The sequence below is a fragment of the Pseudomonas sp. GL-R-26 genome, from assembly GCF_019947365.1.
Taxonomy (GTDB): Bacteria; Pseudomonadota; Gammaproteobacteria; order Pseudomonadales; family Pseudomonadaceae; genus Aquipseudomonas.
Genome location: NZ_JAGYGI010000016.1, coordinates 50,265 through 67,068 on the forward strand (window position 1 = coordinate 50,265; position 16,804 = coordinate 67,068).

Sequence of the window (16,804 nt, forward strand, 5' to 3'; positions counted from 1 at the left end):
CGCTGGCTGCCGGCCGTGTCGTTTACGACTGTTCGATGGAAATTGTCATGTCCAGGTTTTCCGCTGTCCCGTGCTTGAGCCCTGCCCAAGCCTCTATTGCCCTGAACGAATCCGGCATTCGTTTCAGGTACGCCACCGCGATCCTGTGCGGTGCTTTGCTGGCGCCTTCTGCACTGGCCGATGACCATGCCGGTCACACTGAAGAACTGAGCCCGACGGTGATTACCGCCGTTGCACCCAGTTCGCCCTTGACCATCGTCACAAACCCCAAGGACCCGCGCCAACCCGTGCCGGCCAGTGACGGTGCCGATTACCTGAAGACCATTCCGGGCTTCGCCATGGTGCGCAATGGCGGCACCAATGGCGATCCGGTGCTGCGCGGCATGTTCGGTTCGCGCCTGAACATCCTCACCAACGGCAGCATGATGCTCGGCGCTTGCCCGGGCCGGATGGATGCACCGACCTCCTACATCTCGCCGGAAACCTACGACAAGCTCACCGTGATCAAAGGCCCGCAAACCGTGCTGTGGGGACCGGGTTCTTCGGCCGGGACCATTCTGTTCGACCGTGAGCCGGAGCACTTCGGTGAACTCGGCACACGGGTCAACGCCAGCGTGCTGGCCGGTTCCTACGGTCGCTTCGACAAACTGGTGGATGCCGCAGCCGGTGGACAATCGGGTTATGTGCGGGTCATCGGCAACACCGCGCACTCCGACGACTACCAGGACGGCAACAACGACACCGTGGCGTCGCGCTATGACAAATGGAACGGCGACGTGGCCGTCGGCTGGACGCCGAATACCGACACCTTGCTGGAACTGACCGCCGGCCGTGGCGATGGTGAAGCCCGCTACGCCGGGCGCGGCATGGACGGTTCGCAGTTCCTGCGCGAAAGCCTCGGCCTGCGCTTCGAACAGTCCAACATCGGCGAGGTGCTGGATAAGGTCGAGGCGCAGGTCTACTACAACTACGCCGACCACGTGATGGACAACTACACCCTGCGCACGCCATCCGGCACCGGGATGATGGCCGGTCCCATGGCCTCCAACGTCGACCGCCGCACCCTCGGCGCCCGGGTCAAGGCCACCTGGCGCTGGGCTGATGTGCAGCTGATCAGCGGCATCGATGCGCAGACCAACGAGCATCGCCAGCGCGGCGCCATGGGTGTCGACACTTACAAGGACCTGCCGTACACCAAGGATGCCGACTTCCATAACTACGGTGTGTTCGGCGAACTGACCTGGTACGCCGCCGACCGTGACCGCCTGATCAGTGGCGCACGCCTGGACCGCGCCTCGGCCAAGGATTATCGGCAGACCATCGGCTCGGGCATGATGACCCGCCCGAATCCGACCGCCGACGACACCCGCGCCGATACCCTGCCGAGCGGTTTCATCCGCTACGAGCATGACCTGGCCGACAGCCCGACCACCTTGTATGCCGGCCTCGGTCACACCCAGCGATTCCCGGATTACTGGGAGCTGTTTTCACCCAAGTCCGGCCCCGCCGGTTCGGTGAATGCCTTCGATTCGATCAAGCCGGAAAAAACCACCCAGCTCGATTTCGGCCTGCAATACAAGACCGAAGACCTCGAAGCCTGGGCCTCGGCTTACGTCGGGCAGGTGCGCGATTACATCCTGTTCAACTACACCCCGACGATGATGGGTACGACCTCGCAAGCCGAAAACATCGACGCGCGAATCATGGGCGGCGAACTGGGCGCCGCCTACAACCTCACTGACAACTGGAAAGCCGACGCGACCCTGGCCTACGCCTGGGGCAAGAACAGCAGCGATGGCAGTGCATTGCCGCAAATGCCGCCGCTGGATGCCCGTTTCGGTCTGACCTACAGCGAAGATAACTGGAGCGCCGGCGCACTGTGGAGAGTGGTCGCCGCGCAAAACCGCATCGACCAGAACAAGGGCAACGTGGTCGGCAAGGATTTCGGCAAGACGCCGGGCTTCGGCGTGTTCTCCCTCAATGGTGCCTATCGGATCAACAGCAACTGGAAGGTCAGCAGCGGCGTCGACAACCTGTTCGGCAAGGCTTACGCCGAGCACTTGAACCTGGCCGGCAACGCCGGTTTCGGCTACCCGGCCAATGACCCGCAAGCCATCAAGGAACCGGGGCGAACGCTCTGGACCAAGGTGGACATGAGTTTCTAAAAGCTTCGCGAGCAAGCTCGCTCCTACAGGGGAGCGAGCCTGCCCGCGATCGGTTGCGCAGCAACCGCAAAACAAACAACTAAAAGATCCAGCCTAGCGGAGCACACGTGATGAAACAGCCCAAAGTGAATTTCTACAACCTGGCCTGGCGCTGGCATTTCTATGCAGGATTATTCGTTGCGCCATTCATGGTGATGCTGGCCCTGACCGGCACCATCTATCTGTTCAAACCGCAACTTGACTCGCTGATGTACAGCAGCCTGCTCAACGTCCCGGCCGGTCATCACACGGTCCCGGCCGACGACCTGCTCAAGCGCGTGAAAGACGCGTACCCACAAGCCACGATCAAGCAGTACCTGCCACCGGTCAACGCCGAACGCAGCGCGCAGTTTGTCGTGCTCAATGGCGGCAAGGAGCTGAACGTTTTCGTCGATCCGTACCACGGCGACATCCTCGGTGAGCAAGACGCCAAGAAGAACCTGCAAGCCATTGCCCGGTCGATTCACGGCGAGCTGATGATCGGCACCGTTGGTGATCGACTGATCGAACTGGCCGCCGGTTGGGGCGTGGTGCTGGTGGTGTCGGGCATTTTCCTGTGGTGGCCGCGCGGGCAGGCCGCCGGCATTTTATGGCCACGTTTGAACAGTCGGGGTCGCGTATTGTGGCGCGACCTGCACGCGGTCACCGGGTTCTGGGGCGCGTCCCTGCTGCTGGTGATGCTGCTGAGTGGCATGACCTGGACCGGCTTCTGGGGCAAGCAATATGCCGAAGTGTGGAACGTGTTCCCGGCGGCCATGTGGGATGACGTGCCGAAGTCCGACGTCGAGGCGCGCACCCTCAACACCGCCACCCGCCAGACCGTGCCGTGGGCCATGGAAAACACGCCGATGCCGATGTCCGGCGACCATGCCGAGCACATGGCCCACGACGGCGCAGCGGCCGGCCCGGCCTCGCCGACCATCCGCCTGCAGGACGTACAAAACATCGCCAGCGAACGCAAGGTCGAACCGGGTTACAGCATCACCCTGCCGACCACTGCAACCGGCGTGTTCACCATCGCCGTGTTCGCCGACGACCCGCGCAATGACGCCACGCTGCACATCGATCAGTACACCGGCAAGGTCCTGGCCGATGTACGTTTCGAGCAGTACGGCACCGTCGCCCGAGCCACGGAAATCGGCGTGATGCTGCACGAGGGCAAAATGTTCGGCGTGTTCAACCAGATCGTGGTGTTGCTGATCTGCCTGATGATTTTGCTCAGCGCGGTCAGCGGCGTGGTGATCTGGTGGAAGCGCCGCCCGCAGGGAAAACTCGGTGTGCCGCCGCTACGCCACGACCTGCCGAAATGGAAAACCGCGATGGTGATCATGTTCGCCCTGGCGGTGGCCTTCCCGTTGGTGGGCGCTTCGCTGGTGGTGGTGTGGGTGCTGGATCGTGTGCTGCTTTCGCGCTTCACCCGGCAAACTGAATCGGCCTCATCTTCATCTTGAAACAGGCGAGATGCGCGGGGCGAAAGGCACTGTAAACTCCCCGCGCATCAACTCAGCCCCATCGCGAGCAAGCTCGCTCCCACAGGGATTGCGTAAGACCTGTGGGAGCGAGCTTGCTCGCGATGGGGCCCTTGGCATCACCTCAAGAGCCACTGCATGACCTCGCTGAACCTCACAAACCTCACCTGGTCCCCACTGGGTCACGGCCATTGCCATCACCAATTCCAGCTGCGTGATGCCTCGCTGCACGTTGCCGCCGGTGAGTTCGTCGGGCTGATCGGCCCCAACGGCAGCGGCAAGACCAGCCTGTTGCGCTGTGCCTGGCGCTTCAATAAACCGGAAAGCGGCGAGGTCAGGCTCGATCACCAGAACGTCTGGAAACAATCCTCACGTTGGTGCGCACAACGCATCGCCGTGGTGTTGCAGGAATTCCCTGATGCCTTCGGCCTGACCGTCTTCGAGGTGGTCGCCATGGGCCGCACGCCGCACAAAGGCCTGTTCGATGGCGACACCCTTGAAGACCGCGACCTGATCAATCAGGCCCTGGAATCCGTCGGCCTCAAGGGCTTCGAAGACCACGGGTTCGCCACCCTCTCCGGTGGTGAAAAACAGCGAGTCATCCTCGCCCGCGCCCTGGCCCAGCAACCACAGTTACTGATCCTCGACGAGCCGACCAACCACCTCGACCCGCGCTATCAGCTTGAGCTTTTGCAGTTGGTCAAGCGCTTGAACATCGGCACCCTGGCGAGCATCCACGATCTCAATCTGGCGGCGGCTTTCTGTGATCGGCTGTACGTGATCAACCATGGTCGTATCGTCGCCAGCGGCACACCGAAAGAAGTCCTGACGGCTGCGCTGCTGCGCAGTGTGTTCGGCGTCGAAGCGCTGATCGATAAACATCCGCTGCACAGCTACCCACGAATCACCTGGATAACCCAACCATGACTTTGCGTTCCCTGCTGCGCTCCTGCCTCTGTCTCGCGATGCTGCTGGGCAGCGCCCAGGCATTGGCCGAAGCCACCCGCTACCCGCTGACAATCAAAAGCTGCAACCGCGAGGTAACCTTCAAGCAGGCACCAAAACACGCCCTCAGCCACGACATCAACATGACTCAGATGATGCTCGCCCTCGGCCTCAAGCCGCAGATGGCCGGTTACAGCGGCATCAGTGGCTGGAAGGCCGTGACGCCCGAGATGCAGGGCATTCTCGAAGACCTGCCGGAACTGGCGGCCAAGTACCCGTCGGTGGAAACCCTGCTCAATGCCAACGTCGATTTCTTCTTCGCCGGTTGGGACTACGGCATGCGTATCGGCGGCGATCTCACGCCACAAACCCTGCAACCGCTGGGCATCAATGTGTATGAGCTGAGCGAATCCTGCGCGTTCGTGATGAAGCGCCCGCCGGCCAGCCTCGAAGACACCTACAACGACCTGCGCAACCTCGGCAGAATCTTCGACGTGCAGGACCGCGCCAATGCCCTGATTGCCGACATGCAGGCGCAAGTCGCGAATATTCGCAAAGACCTGCCTGCGGAAAAACCGCGGGTCTTCCTGTACGACAGCGGCGAAGACCGCGCCATGACTTCGGGCCGCCTGGGCATGCCGCAAGCGCTGATCGACGCCGCTGGCGGGCGCAATGTCCTGGAGGATGTCGACGCGAGCTGGACCCGGGTCAATTGGGAAACCGTGGTTGAGCGCAACCCGCAGGTGATCGTGATCGTCGATTACAGCGAAATCACTGCCGATCAGAAGATTCAATTCCTGCTGAGCAACAAGGCCCTGCAATCGGTGGATGCGATCAAGCACCGGCGCTTCATCGTCATCCCTTACGTGCAGGCTACGCCGGGGATCGATAACGTGCTGGCAGTCGCCACCCTGGCCAAGGGTTTCCACGGCGAATGATCAACCGTCGCTACGCCCTGTTGCTGATCGCCCTCGGTGCCCTGTTGCTGGTGTCGTGCGTGGTGTCCTTGGGTTTCGGCCCGGCGCGGGTGCCGCTGGATGTTGTGTGGCGCATCCTGTTGCACAAGCTGTTCGGTTTCGGTGTGTCGGACTGGCCCCCCGGACAGGAACATATCGTCTGGCTGATCCGCGTCCCGCGCATGCTACTCGGCGCGCTGGTGGGCGCCGGCCTGGCGCTGATCGGCGCGGTGCTGCAAGCGGTCACGCGCAACCCGTTGGCTGACCCGCACCTGCTCGGCGTGACTTCCGGTGCCACACTTGGCGCAGTGATCGTGGTGCTGCATGTCGGTGAAATCGTTGGCCTGCTGACCTTGCCGATCGCCGCATTCATCGGGGCATTGCTGAGCATGCTGGTGGTGCTGATGATCGCCAGTCGTCATGGTCGCCTCGACAGTGACCGCTTGCTGCTGTGCGGCGTGGCGGTGTCGTTCGTGATGATGGCGATTGCCAATTTGCTGCTGTTCATGGGCGACCATCGGGCCAGTTCAGCGGTGATGTTCTGGATGCTCGGCGGGCTCGGGTTGGCACGCTGGGAGCTGCTGGCGGTGCCGACAGCCAGTGTGTTGCTCGGGCTGATGTTGCTGTTGGGCATGGCGCGTCCGCTGAATGCGCTGATGGCCGGCGAACAGACAGCGGTGACCCTGGGCCTGAATGCACGCACTGTGCGCCTGCGGGTGTTTCTGATTGCGTCATTGATGACCGGGGTTCTGGTGTCGATCAGCGGCTCGATCGGTTTTGTCGGGCTGATGGTGCCGCACATTGCGCGGCGCCTGGTCGGGGCTGAACACCGAAGATTACTGCCGGTGTGCGTGTTGCTCGGCAGCGTGTTTCTCGTCTGGGTCGATGTCGCCGCCCGGACACTGATCGCCCCCGAAGACTTGCCCATCGGTGTTGCCACTGCAGCAATTGGTGGGGTGTTCTTCATCGGCTTGATGCGACGTCGTTAACGCCGTATTTAATTAAAAAGTTTCAAAGCTGCATTTACGCCTGGAAAAACCTCGTATTGAGTTAACGCTTAACAAGTTCACTATCATGTTCATACTCCGCACTCGCGAGTTCAACTATAAAACGCTCGCGCACTTCAATGACGATTATTCCTACAATCTAATCGCCACAACTCCTACAAGAGCGGAAGAGGTAAACATGTTCAAGAAGTTCATCGCATCCATTGCACTTGTTTCAGCGCCCGCATGGGCAGTGCAGCCACCCTTTACTGGCGTCGACTACAGCGGCCGGTATCAATGCACCGGAATGGACAGCCATATCGGTCCTTTTGAAGGTGTTGTCGAAATGAAGCTCAATGCCGAACAGAGTACCGGCGAACACGGTGCCTACGGCTTTACGCTGACGTTGCTCGACAACTCCCGGTATGACGGATTTGCTGCCGCCAACTTGAGTTCCCTGGCGATTTACTTTGCCCATACGGATCCGTCGCTCAAGGATTACGGCGTCGGGATTGCGAAAATTGCTTCAACCCCTGACGGAAAGACTTCATTTACCAAGTACTACTACGGCCCGGAGTACGAAGGTGGCGGACATGGTTTTGAAACCTGCATTAAAAGCTGACATTCGTCGCTTACAAAACTGATACCCATTGTTGAATCCTGTGGCAGCGAGCCTGCTCGCGATTGCGGTATTTCAGGTAATGCCAATGTTGACTGACCCAGCGCTATCGAGAGCAGGCTCGCTCCCACAATTGATCGATGCTACCCGCCCCAATCTGGCGCAACTCTTCGCACCAACGCGCCAGACGCGATCCTTCATGGTGCGCCATCAAACCGTTCAACCGCTCTAAAACGACATTTCCCTGCCTTTTGCCGACCGGGCACAGCCCTTGCAAAACACACCTTCAGTAGTCCGCATCTGCCAACCAAGAAAACTCATAAGTTCATGGAGATCGCACAATGAAGCGTCGCAGTTTGATCAAGGCTTTCACACTCTCGGCATCCATTGCCGCGATGGGCATGACCTGGACTGTCCAGGCCGCCGAGACCATCAAGGTCGGTATTCTGCATTCGTTGTCCGGAACCATGGCGATCTCCGAGACGTCGCTCAAAGACATGGCGCTGATGACCATCGATGAGATCAACGCCAAGGGTGGCGTGAACGGCAAGATGCTGGAGCCGGTGGTGGTCGACCCGGCATCGAACTGGCCGCTGTTCGCCGAGAAGGGCCGTCAATTGCTGACCCAGGACAAGGTCGCCGTGGTGTTCGGTTGCTGGACTTCCGTGTCGCGCAAATCGGTACTGCCGGTGTTCGAAGAACTCAACGGCCTGCTGTTCTACCCGGTGCAATACGAAGGCGAAGAGATGTCGCCAAACGTCTTCTACACCGGCGCAGCGCCGAACCAGCAGGCGATCCCTGCCGTTGAATACCTGATGAGCGAAGAAGGCGGCAGCGCCAAGCGCTACTTCCTGCTCGGCACCGACTACGTCTACCCACGCACCACCAACAAGATCCTGCGTTCGTTCCTGCACTCCAAAGGCGTGGCCGACAAGGACATCGAAGAGGTCTACGCCCCGTTCGGCCACAGCGACTACCAGACCATCGTCGCCAACATCAAGAAGTTCTCGGCCGGTGGCAAGACGGCGGTTATCTCCACCGTCAACGGCGACTCCAACGTGCCGTTCTATAAAGAACTGGCCAACCAGGGCCTGAAAGCCACCGACGTTCCGGTCGTGGCGTTCTCGGTCGGCGAAGAAGAACTGCGCGGCATCGACACCAAGCCACTGGTGGGCAACCTGGCGGCGTGGAACTACTTCGAGTCGGTCGAGAATCCGGTGAACAAGAAGTTCGTCGATGACTGGAAAGCCTACGCCAAGAAACACAACCTGCCGGGCGCCGACAAAGCGGTGACCAACGATCCGATGGAAGCCACTTACGTCGGTATCCACATGTGGGCGCAAGCGGCAGAAAAAGCCAAATCCACCGACGTCGACAAAGTCCGCGAAGCCCTGGCCGGCCAGACCTTTGCCGCGCCGTCCGGCTACATCCTGACCATGGACAAGACCAATCACCACCTGCACAAGCCGGTGATGATCGGCGAGATCCAGGCCGACGGTCAGTTCAACGTGGTGTGGCAGACCGAAGGGCCGATCCGCGCCCAGCCGTGGAGCCCGTTCATCCCGGGCAACGACAAGAAACCGGAGTATGCGGTGAAGAGCAACTGAGCCATTGGATGTCGGGCCCAAGCATTCGGGCCCGACACAAATCCCTGTAGGAGCGAGCCTGCTCGCGATGACGGCGGCACGTTCAACACTTCTGTGACTGAACAACCGCTATCGCGAGCAGGCTCGCTCCTACAATGTCCGCTTCAAGGCGACTATCTATGCCCACCGCCCTTTATCGTCTCATCTTGGCCATCGCATTTTTACTGCCGATGGCCACTCACGCCGGTGACGCCGAAGACTTCGTCGCCGCCAATCCCGTGCAGCAAGCCAGGCTGTTGGAAGCTTGGGCCGCGCAACCCGATCCGGCCCGTATCGAACTGATCAACGCCCTGCAACAAGGCGAGTTGAGCGTCGACGGCCAGCCGAAATCCTTGCGTCTGAACAACCGCCTGCGGGGTCTGATCGACACGGCCATGGCCAGTCACCAGTTGCTCGCCACCGATGCCAAACTCCGTCTGACCGCCGCGCAGCAACTACAGAAAAGCGCCAAGCCGGCGCAGTTGAAATTCCTCGACCAACAACTGGCGGGCGAGAAGGACGAGAGCGTTCATGCCGCACTGAGCCTCGCCCTGGCCAACCTGCAATTGGTGGATGCCGACCCGGCTGTACGGCTGGCCGCTGTGCGCTTGCTCGGCGAAACCGGTGATCCGCTAGCCCGCACACGCCTCGAAGGCTTGCTCGAACCTAGCGTTGAGGCCGATGCCAATGTGCGCACGGCGGCCGAAACCAGCCTCGCTCAAGTCAAACGCAAACTGCTGGTTGGCGAGATGCTCGGCCAGGCATTCAGCGGTATGTCGCTGGGCTCGATACTGCTGCTCGCCGCCCTGGGTCTTGCGATCACCTTCGGCCTGCTCGGCGTGATCAACATGGCCCACGGCGAGATGCTGATGCTCGGCGCCTACTCGACCTATGTGGTGCAACTGATGTTCCAGCGCTTCGCACCGCAGGCCATCGAGTTCTATCCGCTGATCGCGCTGCCGGTGGCGTTTTTCGTCACAGCAGCCATCGGCATGGCGCTGGAGCGCACGGTGATTCGCCACCTCTACGGCCGTCCGCTGGAAACCCTGCTCGCCACCTGGGGCATCAGCCTGATGCTGATTCAACTGGTTCGCCTGGTGTTCGGCGCGCAGAACGTCGAAGTGGCCAACCCGGCGTGGCTGTCGGGCGGCATTCAAGTGCTGCCGAACCTGGTGCTGCCGTACAACCGCATCGTCATCATTGCCTTTGCGCTGTTTGTGGTGGTGCTGACCTGGCTGCTGCTGAACAAGACTCGCCTCGGCCTGAACGTTCGTGCCGTCACCCAGAACCGCAACATGGCCGCCTGCTGCGGCGTACCCACCGGGCGCGTGGACATGCTCGCCTTCGGCCTCGGCTCGGGCATCGCCGGCCTCGGTGGCGTGGCCCTGAGCCAGATCGGCAACGTCGGCCCGGACCTCGGCCAAAGCTACATCATCGACTCGTTCCTGGTGGTGGTGCTCGGCGGTGTCGGTCAGTTGGCCGGTAGCGTGCTGGCAGCGTTCGGCCTGGGGATCGCCAACAAGATTCTCGAACCGCAGATCGGTGCCGTGCTCGGCAAGATCCTCATCCTCGCGCTGATCATTCTGTTCATCCAGAAACGTCCGCAAGGTCTCTTCGCACTCAAAGGACGGGTGATCGACTGATGAACCAGCCCCTGCTCGTTACCGCGACCCAAAAAGCCGGCCCTAAAGTCTCGATTGCTGTCGGTGCAATGATCCTCGTTCTGCTGTTGGCGCTACCGCTGCTGTCATTGTTACCGGTGGACAGCACGCTGCATATTTCAGCCTATACGTTGACGCTGGTGGGCAAGATTCTTTGCTACGCCATCGTCGCCCTGGCACTGGATCTGGTCTGGGGTTACGCCGGGCTGCTGTCCTTGGGGCACGGCCTATTCTTCGCCCTCGGCGGCTATGCCATGGGCATGTACCTGATGCGCCAGGCCTCGGGCGATGGCTTGCCGGCGTTCATGACCTTCCTGTCGTGGACCGAAATGCCGTGGTTCTGGACCGGCACCAGCAGCTTCCTCTGGACCCTGTGCCTGGTGGTTTTGGCGCCGGGGTTGCTGGCCTTGGTGTTCGGTTTCTTCGCCTTCCGTTCGCGGATCAAGGGCGTGTACTTCTCGATCATGACCCAGGCCCTGACCTTCGCCGGGATGCTGCTGTTTTTCCGCAACGAAACCGGCTTCGGCGGCAACAACGGCTTCACCAACTTCCGCACCATTCTTGGCTTTGGCATCACTGAACCCGGCACCCGCGCCGTGCTGTTTTTCGCCACGGTGCTGTTGCTGGTGGCGAGCCTGTACATCGGCTGGCGCCTGGCGCAAAGCAAGTTCGGACGGGTGCTGACTGCCCTGCGCGATGCGGAAAACCGCCTGATGTTCTGCGGCTACGATCCGCGTGGTTTCAAGTTGTTCGTGTGGGTATTGAGTGCGGTGTTGTGCGGCTTGGCCGGTGCGTTGTACGTGCCGCAAGTGGGGATCATCAACCCGAGTGAAATGTCGCCGACCAACTCCATCGAAGCGGCAGTCTGGGTGGCACTGGGTGGGCGTGGCACCTTGATCGGTCCGTTGCTCGGCGCCGGCGTGGTCAACGGCATGAAGAGCTGGTTCACCGTGGCGTTTCCCGAGTACTGGCTGTTCTTCCTCGGCGCGCTATTCATCGTCGTGACCCTGTACCTGCCCAAAGGCGTGATCGGCCTACTGAAGAAAAGAGGTGAACTATGAGAGTCACTGCGACGGCTGAATTCATGCTCGAACCAGCTTTTTTTCCTGTGGAGCCCAACAAGGACGCCGGCAGCAGCCGCGATGCCATCGGCCTTGGCCAACGCGTCGGTCCAGGCCTGAACACCCGCCACGGCACCATCCTGACCCTGGAAGATATCAGTGTCAGCTTCGACGGCTTCCGCGCCCTGAACAATCTGAACCTGTACATCGGCGTCGGTGAGTTGCGTTGCATCATCGGCCCCAACGGCGCAGGCAAGACCACGCTGATGGACGTGATCACCGGCAAGACCCGCCCCAGCCACGGCAAGGCCTGGTTCGGCGAAACCCTGGACCTGACGCAAATGAGCGAAGTGCAGATCGCCCAGGCCGGCATCGGTCGCAAGTTCCAGAAACCCACGGTGTTCGAAGCCTTGAGCGTGTTCGAGAACCTGGAACTGGCGCAGAAAACCGACAAGTCAGTGTGGGCCAGCCTGCGGGCTCGCCTGAACGGCGAACAGAAAGACCGCATCGCCCAAGTGCTGGAGACCATTCGCCTGACCTCCTCAGTCAATCGCCCCGCCGGTTTGCTGTCCCACGGTCAGAAGCAGTTCCTGGAGATCGGCATGTTGCTGATGCAGGACCCGCAATTGCTACTGCTCGATGAGCCGGTGGCGGGCATGACCGACGCCGAAACCGAATTCACCGCCGAGCTGTTCAAGAGCCTGGCCGGCAAGCACTCGCTGATGGTGGTGGAGCACGACATGGGCTTCGTCGGTTCGATTGCCGACCACGTCACGGTGTTGCATCAGGGCAGCGTGCTGGCCGAAGGGTCGCTGGAGCAGGTACAGGACAACGAGCGGGTGATCGAGGTGTATCTCGGTCGCTGACGCGACAGCTACAAGCTTTTAGCTACAAGCGGCAAGTTAAAGCTGGGTCATATCCGGCTTTTTCTTGCAGCTTGAAGCTTGCTGCTTACAACTGCCCGGAGGGCCTATGCTTCAAGTCGAAAAACTGCACCAGTACTACGGAGGAAGCCACATCCTGCGCGGCCTGACATTTGACGTGAAGGTCGGCGAAGTTACCTGCCTGCTCGGGCGTAACGGCGTGGGCAAGACCACCCTGCTCAAATGCCTGATGGGCCTGCTGCCAGCGAAGGAAGGCGCCGTGAACTGGGAAGGCAAGCCGATCACCACGTTCAAGCCGCACCAGCGTGTGCATGCCGGAATCGCCTACGTACCGCAGGGCCGGGAGATTTTCGGCCGCCTGACCGTCGAGGAAAACCTGCTGATGGGTCTGTCGCGCTTTCCCGGCAGCGAAGCGAAGGAAGTGCCAGCGTTCATCTACGAGCTGTTCCCGGTGCTGCTGCAAATGAAGCAACGCCGGGGGGGGGACCTGTCCGGCGGCCAGCAACAACAACTGGCCATCGGCCGTGCGTTGGCCAGCCGCCCTCGCCTGCTGATCCTCGACGAACCCACCGAAGGCATCCAGCCGTCGGTGATCAAGGAGATCGGTGCCGTGATCAAAAAACTCGCGGCCCGGGGCGACATGGCCATTCTACTGGTGGAGCAGTTCTACGACTTCGCCGCCGAACTGGCCGACCAGTACCTGGTGATGTCCCGGGGCGAAATCGTGCAACAGGGTCGCGGGGAAAACATGGAGGCCGAAAGTGTGCGTGGGCTCGTCACGATCTGAGTCGATCACTGTCCGCCAGCCCGGTGAGGAACCCAATCAGACGTGATCTGGCCGCGAAATCCACTCCAGACCGTGCCTGGATCAAGGACACGCAACTGGCCAATGGTCACGATCCTCTTGATTCGACTTTCGGGCGTGGAACCCAGTCCGAATCCAGGATTGCCGGATGCGTTTTGTGGATTGATGGAGTAGGCCACCAGAGAACCATCGTGACTTGAAATGTAATTGTTTTTGAAGACATCGACATGCCTGAAAGTTGTAGCGAGATCGACTGTCGAAGGCAGCGCCTGATGCAACTTGATCTGGTCTGCGCTGTAGTGGGGGTGAGACCGGGCAGTCTGTTCTGCATATTCCGGATGGCTGTGATAACGGCCTACGCAAAGATATCCCGCCGGATGACTGATTGTCCGGGTCTCACGGTCGTATGCCAGCAAACGTTCTAAATCAAATGAAGTTGCCTCACCTTCGATAGGCGTTGTGGCGACATACTTGCCATCAGGGCGCTGCAAGACGAGCGCACCATATTCTCTATCGCCCTCGCGTTTATGATGGTGCAGCCATAACGCGGCTTCGTCCGCAAAATTGAAGGGTTGGCTCAAGGGTGGCAACACGGGTGCGGCCGAAGAGGGTTGCTCAGATGGTAGTTTTGCAAGCAGCTCAAGCAGTTTGCGTGCATTTTCACGATCTGTATGGCTAGTCATCAAGAAGCTCCAGAATATTCAGTCGCCCCGCAACAGGAGGGAGCGTACACCTGGATACTGAGTTCTTCGGGAGTAGAGATGGCGGTACATATGTATGTCTAAAAGACGGGTAAAGCACCAATTTGTTGCGCCGTATTTCATGAGGCGCCCCCTGTTGGTGCGTAAAACCAGGCAATAGCCGCCTCCTGCCTGCGATACCTTACGGCACAGCCTTTGCAAACATCGTGACGACCTCACGATAAGCACTGACTATGACTCTTCCCGCATCTGGCGCCTTGTTTACCCCCAGTTGGCACGCCGAACTGGAGCTGGGCTACGCCCGATTCGACAACACCACTCGCCCGGTCCAGCGTCGACACAAAGGCCCTTTGCGCGTGCAAAAACACCTGTATGCCGAAGGGCCAGAAGTCTGCCAGCACATCATCGTCCACCCACCTGGCGGAATTGCCGGCGGTGATCGGCTGGACATCTCGGCCAGCGTCGAGCGCGATGCCTGGGCACAAATCACCAGCCCCGGTGCGGCCAAGTGGTATCGCGCCGCCGGCCCCGCCTATCAGCAGCTGAAGTTGAAGGTGGCGGCCGGTGCGACACTGGAATGGCTGCCCCAGGAGACGATCATTTTCAGCGCTGCCCAGGCTGAACTCAGCACTTGCATCGACCTTGAAGGCGATGCGCGACTGTTCTACTGGGACGTCGTGGCCCTGGGCCGTCCGGCCAGCGGCGAACGCTTCGATCTCGGGCACTTCCAGGCGCAACTGGATATCCGTCGCGACGGCCAGTTGCTCTGGCATGAACGCCAGCGCATTGTCGGGGCGGACGGCTTGCTGGATTCGCCCATCGGGCTCGATGGGCAACCGGTGTTTGCGACGTTGTTGGTGACAGGGGAAATCGATTGCGACTTGCTGGAAACCTGCCGTTCATTGCCCAACGACGTGCGCGGGGATCTGACCCAATTGCCGGGGTTGCTGGTTGCACGGTGTCTGGCCAGTGAAGCGTTGTTGGCGCGAGGATGGTTGATTGACTTGTGGCGTTTGTTGCGTCCGACACTACTGGGGCGCGAAGCCATGCCACCACGAATTTGGAACACTTGAAATGCGCTCCCACAGGGATTGTGCTCTCAGATTGAATGACCTTTTAACTGCCGAATACGGATTGCAACAATGGACCTGACCCCACGCGAAAAAGACAAGCTGCTGATCTTCACCGCCGGCCTGGTGGCCGAGCGGCGTTTGGCTCGTGGCGTGAAACTCAATTACCCGGAGGCCATGGCCTACATTTCCGCCGCGCTGCTTGAAGGCGCCCGCGACGGCCAGACAGTGGCCGACCTGATGCACTTCGGTACCACCCTGCTAACCCGCGAACAAGTGATGGAAGGCATCCCGGAAATGATCCCGGAAATCCAGGTCGAAGCCACCTTTCCCGATGGCACCAAACTGGTCACCGTCCACCAACCCATCGCCTGAGGCCGCGCCATGACTTACCACATCCGCGATGCCGTGCATGCCGACTTGCCAGCCATCCGCGACATCTACAACGACGCGGTACTCAACACCACGGCGATCTGGAACGAGCAGGCGGTCGACCTCGGTAACCGCCAGGCCTGGTTCAACGCCCGGCAATCCCAGGCGTACCCGATTCTGGTGATTGTCGATGCCGACGACACGGTGCTCGGTTACGCCTCGTTCGGCGACTGGCGCCCCTTCGACGGTTTCCGCCACACCGTCGAGCACTCGGTCTATGTGCGCAGCGACCAGCGCGGCAACGGCCTCGGCCCGCAACTGATGGACGCGCTGATTGAACGTGCCAAAGGCTGCGGCAAGCACGTGATGGTCGCCGCCATCGAAAGCGGAAACGCCGCCTCCATTCGCTTGCATGAGCGCATCGGCTTTATCACCACCGGGCAAATGCCTCAGGTCGGCACCAAGTTCGGCCGTTGGCTGGACCTGACCTTCATGCAACTGACCCTCAATCCTGGCGCGCAACCACCCGCCGCCAACAAGGAGTGATCGCCCATGAACCCCGCCCAATTGCGACGCGTCAATGTCGAAAGCTTTGCGCATTATCGTCAGGGCCTGATCGATCTGCTGCTCGATGCCGTCGGTTATGGCGCCAGTGTCGGCTTCATGGCTGACCTCGATGCGACCCAGGCCCACGCCTATTTCGATGAGGTCCAGGACAACCTGAACAAGGGCAATGTGTTGCTGTGGGTGGTGGTCAAGGACGAGCAGGTGCAGGCCAGCGTACAGCTGAATCTGTGCCAGAAAGCCAACGGCCTGAACCGCGCCGAAGTGCAGAAGCTGCTGGTGCGCGAACATGCGCGACGTCGCGGTCTGGGCCAGCAACTGATGAGTGCCCTGGAGACAGCCGCCCTGCAGCACAAGCGCGGCATGCTTTACCTCGACACCGAGGCCGGCTCGCCCGCCGAAGACTTCTACCAATCACTGGGCTATACCCGCGCCGGTGAAATCCCCGACTACGCCTGCGATCCAAACGGTCGCTACAAGCCGACGGCCCTGTACTACAAGATTCTCCAAGGAGCCCATTGATGATTCCCGGTGAATATCAGATCCAGCCTGGCGAGATCGAGCTCAACGTCGGCCGGCGCACGATCAGCCTGAAAGTGGCCAACAGTGGTGATCGGCCGATCCAGGTCGGCTCGCACTACCACTTTTTCGAAACCAACGACGCCCTGACTTTCGACCGTGCCGCCAGTCGTGGCATGCGCTTGAATATTCCTGCCGGTACCGCAGTGCGCTTCGAACCGGGGCAGAGCCGCGAGGTGGAGTTGGTGGATTTGGCGGGGCATCGTCGGGTGTTCGGGTTTGCCGGTCGGGTCATGGGTGATCTCTGAGGAGCAGCCACAAGCTGCAAGCCACAAGCTGCAAGAAAAAAGCAGTTTTGCGGCA

Annotated in this window: 17 protein-coding genes; 16 read left to right on the forward strand and 1 reads right to left on the reverse strand. The window is 60.5% G+C overall.

What is annotated here, in order from left to right; all coding sequences use genetic code 11:
* The first annotated feature begins 47 nt into the window (after nucleotides 1–47).
* From KGA96_RS17900 to urtE, 11 genes are all read left to right on the forward strand, one after another.
* Complete coding sequence (locus tag KGA96_RS17900) at nucleotides 48–2,165, forward strand: TonB-dependent copper receptor (RefSeq protein WP_046039927.1); 2,118 nt, start codon at nucleotides 48–50, stop codon at nucleotides 2,163–2,165.
* A gap of 110 nt (nucleotides 2,166–2,275) precedes the next feature.
* Nucleotides 2,276–3,655, forward strand: coding sequence for a PepSY-associated TM helix domain-containing protein (locus KGA96_RS17905; RefSeq protein WP_223514071.1), 1,380 nt, complete (start codon nucleotides 2,276–2,278; stop codon nucleotides 3,653–3,655).
* Nucleotides 3,656–3,811: 156 nt separating this feature from the next.
* The gene (locus KGA96_RS17910) at nucleotides 3,812–4,600 is read left to right on the forward strand and encodes an ABC transporter ATP-binding protein (protein ID WP_046039923.1); all 789 of its coding nucleotides are present in this window, start codon (nucleotides 3,812–3,814) and stop codon (nucleotides 4,598–4,600) included.
* A complete protein-coding gene (locus KGA96_RS17915; RefSeq protein ID WP_223514073.1) occupies nucleotides 4,597–5,556 on the forward strand; it encodes an ABC transporter substrate-binding protein in 960 nt (319 codons plus the stop codon). Before KGA96_RS17910 ends, KGA96_RS17915 begins: the two co-directional genes overlap by 4 nt.
* Nucleotides 5,553–6,563, forward strand: a complete 1,011-nt coding sequence (locus tag KGA96_RS17920) for a FecCD family ABC transporter permease (RefSeq protein ID WP_046039918.1) — start codon at nucleotides 5,553–5,555, stop codon at nucleotides 6,561–6,563. Before KGA96_RS17915 ends, KGA96_RS17920 begins: the two co-directional genes overlap by 4 nt.
* Nucleotides 6,564–6,759: 196 nt before the next feature.
* Nucleotides 6,760–7,182 carry a hypothetical protein gene (locus KGA96_RS17925; RefSeq protein WP_046039989.1) on the forward strand — a complete coding sequence of 141 codons (423 nt, stop codon included), beginning with the start codon at nucleotides 6,760–6,762 and terminating at the stop codon, nucleotides 7,180–7,182.
* 338 nt (nucleotides 7,183–7,520) lie between these two features.
* A complete protein-coding gene (gene urtA, locus KGA96_RS17930) occupies nucleotides 7,521–8,786 on the forward strand; it encodes an urea ABC transporter substrate-binding protein (protein ID WP_046039916.1) in 1,266 nt (421 codons plus the stop codon).
* 158 nt (nucleotides 8,787–8,944) lie between these two features.
* On the forward strand, nucleotides 8,945–10,447 hold the full coding sequence (gene urtB, locus KGA96_RS17935; protein ID WP_046039915.1) for an urea ABC transporter permease subunit UrtB: 1,503 nt from the start codon (nucleotides 8,945–8,947) through the stop codon (nucleotides 10,445–10,447).
* Nucleotides 10,447–11,526, forward strand: coding sequence for an urea ABC transporter permease subunit UrtC (gene urtC / locus KGA96_RS17940; RefSeq protein ID WP_046039913.1), 1,080 nt, complete (start codon nucleotides 10,447–10,449; stop codon nucleotides 11,524–11,526). The genes urtB and urtC overlap by 1 nt, the downstream gene beginning before the upstream one ends.
* Nucleotides 11,523–12,392, forward strand: coding sequence for an urea ABC transporter ATP-binding protein UrtD (gene urtD, locus KGA96_RS17945; protein ID WP_046039912.1), 870 nt, complete (start codon nucleotides 11,523–11,525; stop codon nucleotides 12,390–12,392). The genes urtC and urtD overlap by 4 nt, the downstream gene beginning before the upstream one ends.
* 106 nt (nucleotides 12,393–12,498) lie before the next feature.
* Nucleotides 12,499–13,197: an urea ABC transporter ATP-binding subunit UrtE gene (gene urtE / locus KGA96_RS17950; protein ID WP_223514075.1), complete on the forward strand. Its 699-nt coding sequence runs from the start codon at nucleotides 12,499–12,501 to the stop codon at nucleotides 13,195–13,197.
* A 5-nt stretch (nucleotides 13,198–13,202) separates the two neighbouring features.
* Here the strand turns inward: urtE and KGA96_RS17955 are convergent, their stop codons facing one another.
* Complete coding sequence (locus tag KGA96_RS17955) at nucleotides 13,203–13,898, reverse strand: DUF4329 domain-containing protein (RefSeq protein WP_223514076.1); 696 nt, start codon at nucleotides 13,896–13,898, stop codon at nucleotides 13,203–13,205.
* 251 nt (nucleotides 13,899–14,149) lie between these two features.
* Between KGA96_RS17955 and KGA96_RS17960 the strand changes: the two genes are divergently transcribed.
* The 5 genes from KGA96_RS17960 (at nucleotide 14,150) to KGA96_RS17980 (ending at nucleotide 16,749) form a co-directional block, all read left to right on the forward strand.
* Nucleotides 14,150–14,989, forward strand: coding sequence for an urease accessory protein UreD (locus tag KGA96_RS17960; RefSeq protein WP_046039910.1), 840 nt, complete (start codon nucleotides 14,150–14,152; stop codon nucleotides 14,987–14,989).
* A gap of 69 nt (nucleotides 14,990–15,058) precedes the next feature.
* The gene (locus KGA96_RS17965; RefSeq protein WP_007945249.1) at nucleotides 15,059–15,361 is read left to right on the forward strand and encodes an urease subunit gamma; all 303 of its coding nucleotides are present in this window, start codon (nucleotides 15,059–15,061) and stop codon (nucleotides 15,359–15,361) included.
* Between the two features lie 9 nt (nucleotides 15,362–15,370).
* Complete coding sequence (locus tag KGA96_RS17970) at nucleotides 15,371–15,904, forward strand: GNAT family N-acetyltransferase (RefSeq protein WP_223514078.1); 534 nt, start codon at nucleotides 15,371–15,373, stop codon at nucleotides 15,902–15,904.
* Between the two features lie 6 nt (nucleotides 15,905–15,910).
* On the forward strand, nucleotides 15,911–16,444 hold the full coding sequence (locus tag KGA96_RS17975; RefSeq protein ID WP_046039907.1) for a GNAT family N-acetyltransferase: 534 nt from the start codon (nucleotides 15,911–15,913) through the stop codon (nucleotides 16,442–16,444).
* Complete coding sequence (locus KGA96_RS17980; protein WP_046039905.1) at nucleotides 16,444–16,749, forward strand: urease subunit beta; 306 nt, start codon at nucleotides 16,444–16,446, stop codon at nucleotides 16,747–16,749. Before KGA96_RS17975 ends, KGA96_RS17980 begins: the two co-directional genes overlap by 1 nt.
* The last annotated feature ends 55 nt before the right edge of the window (nucleotides 16,750–16,804 follow it).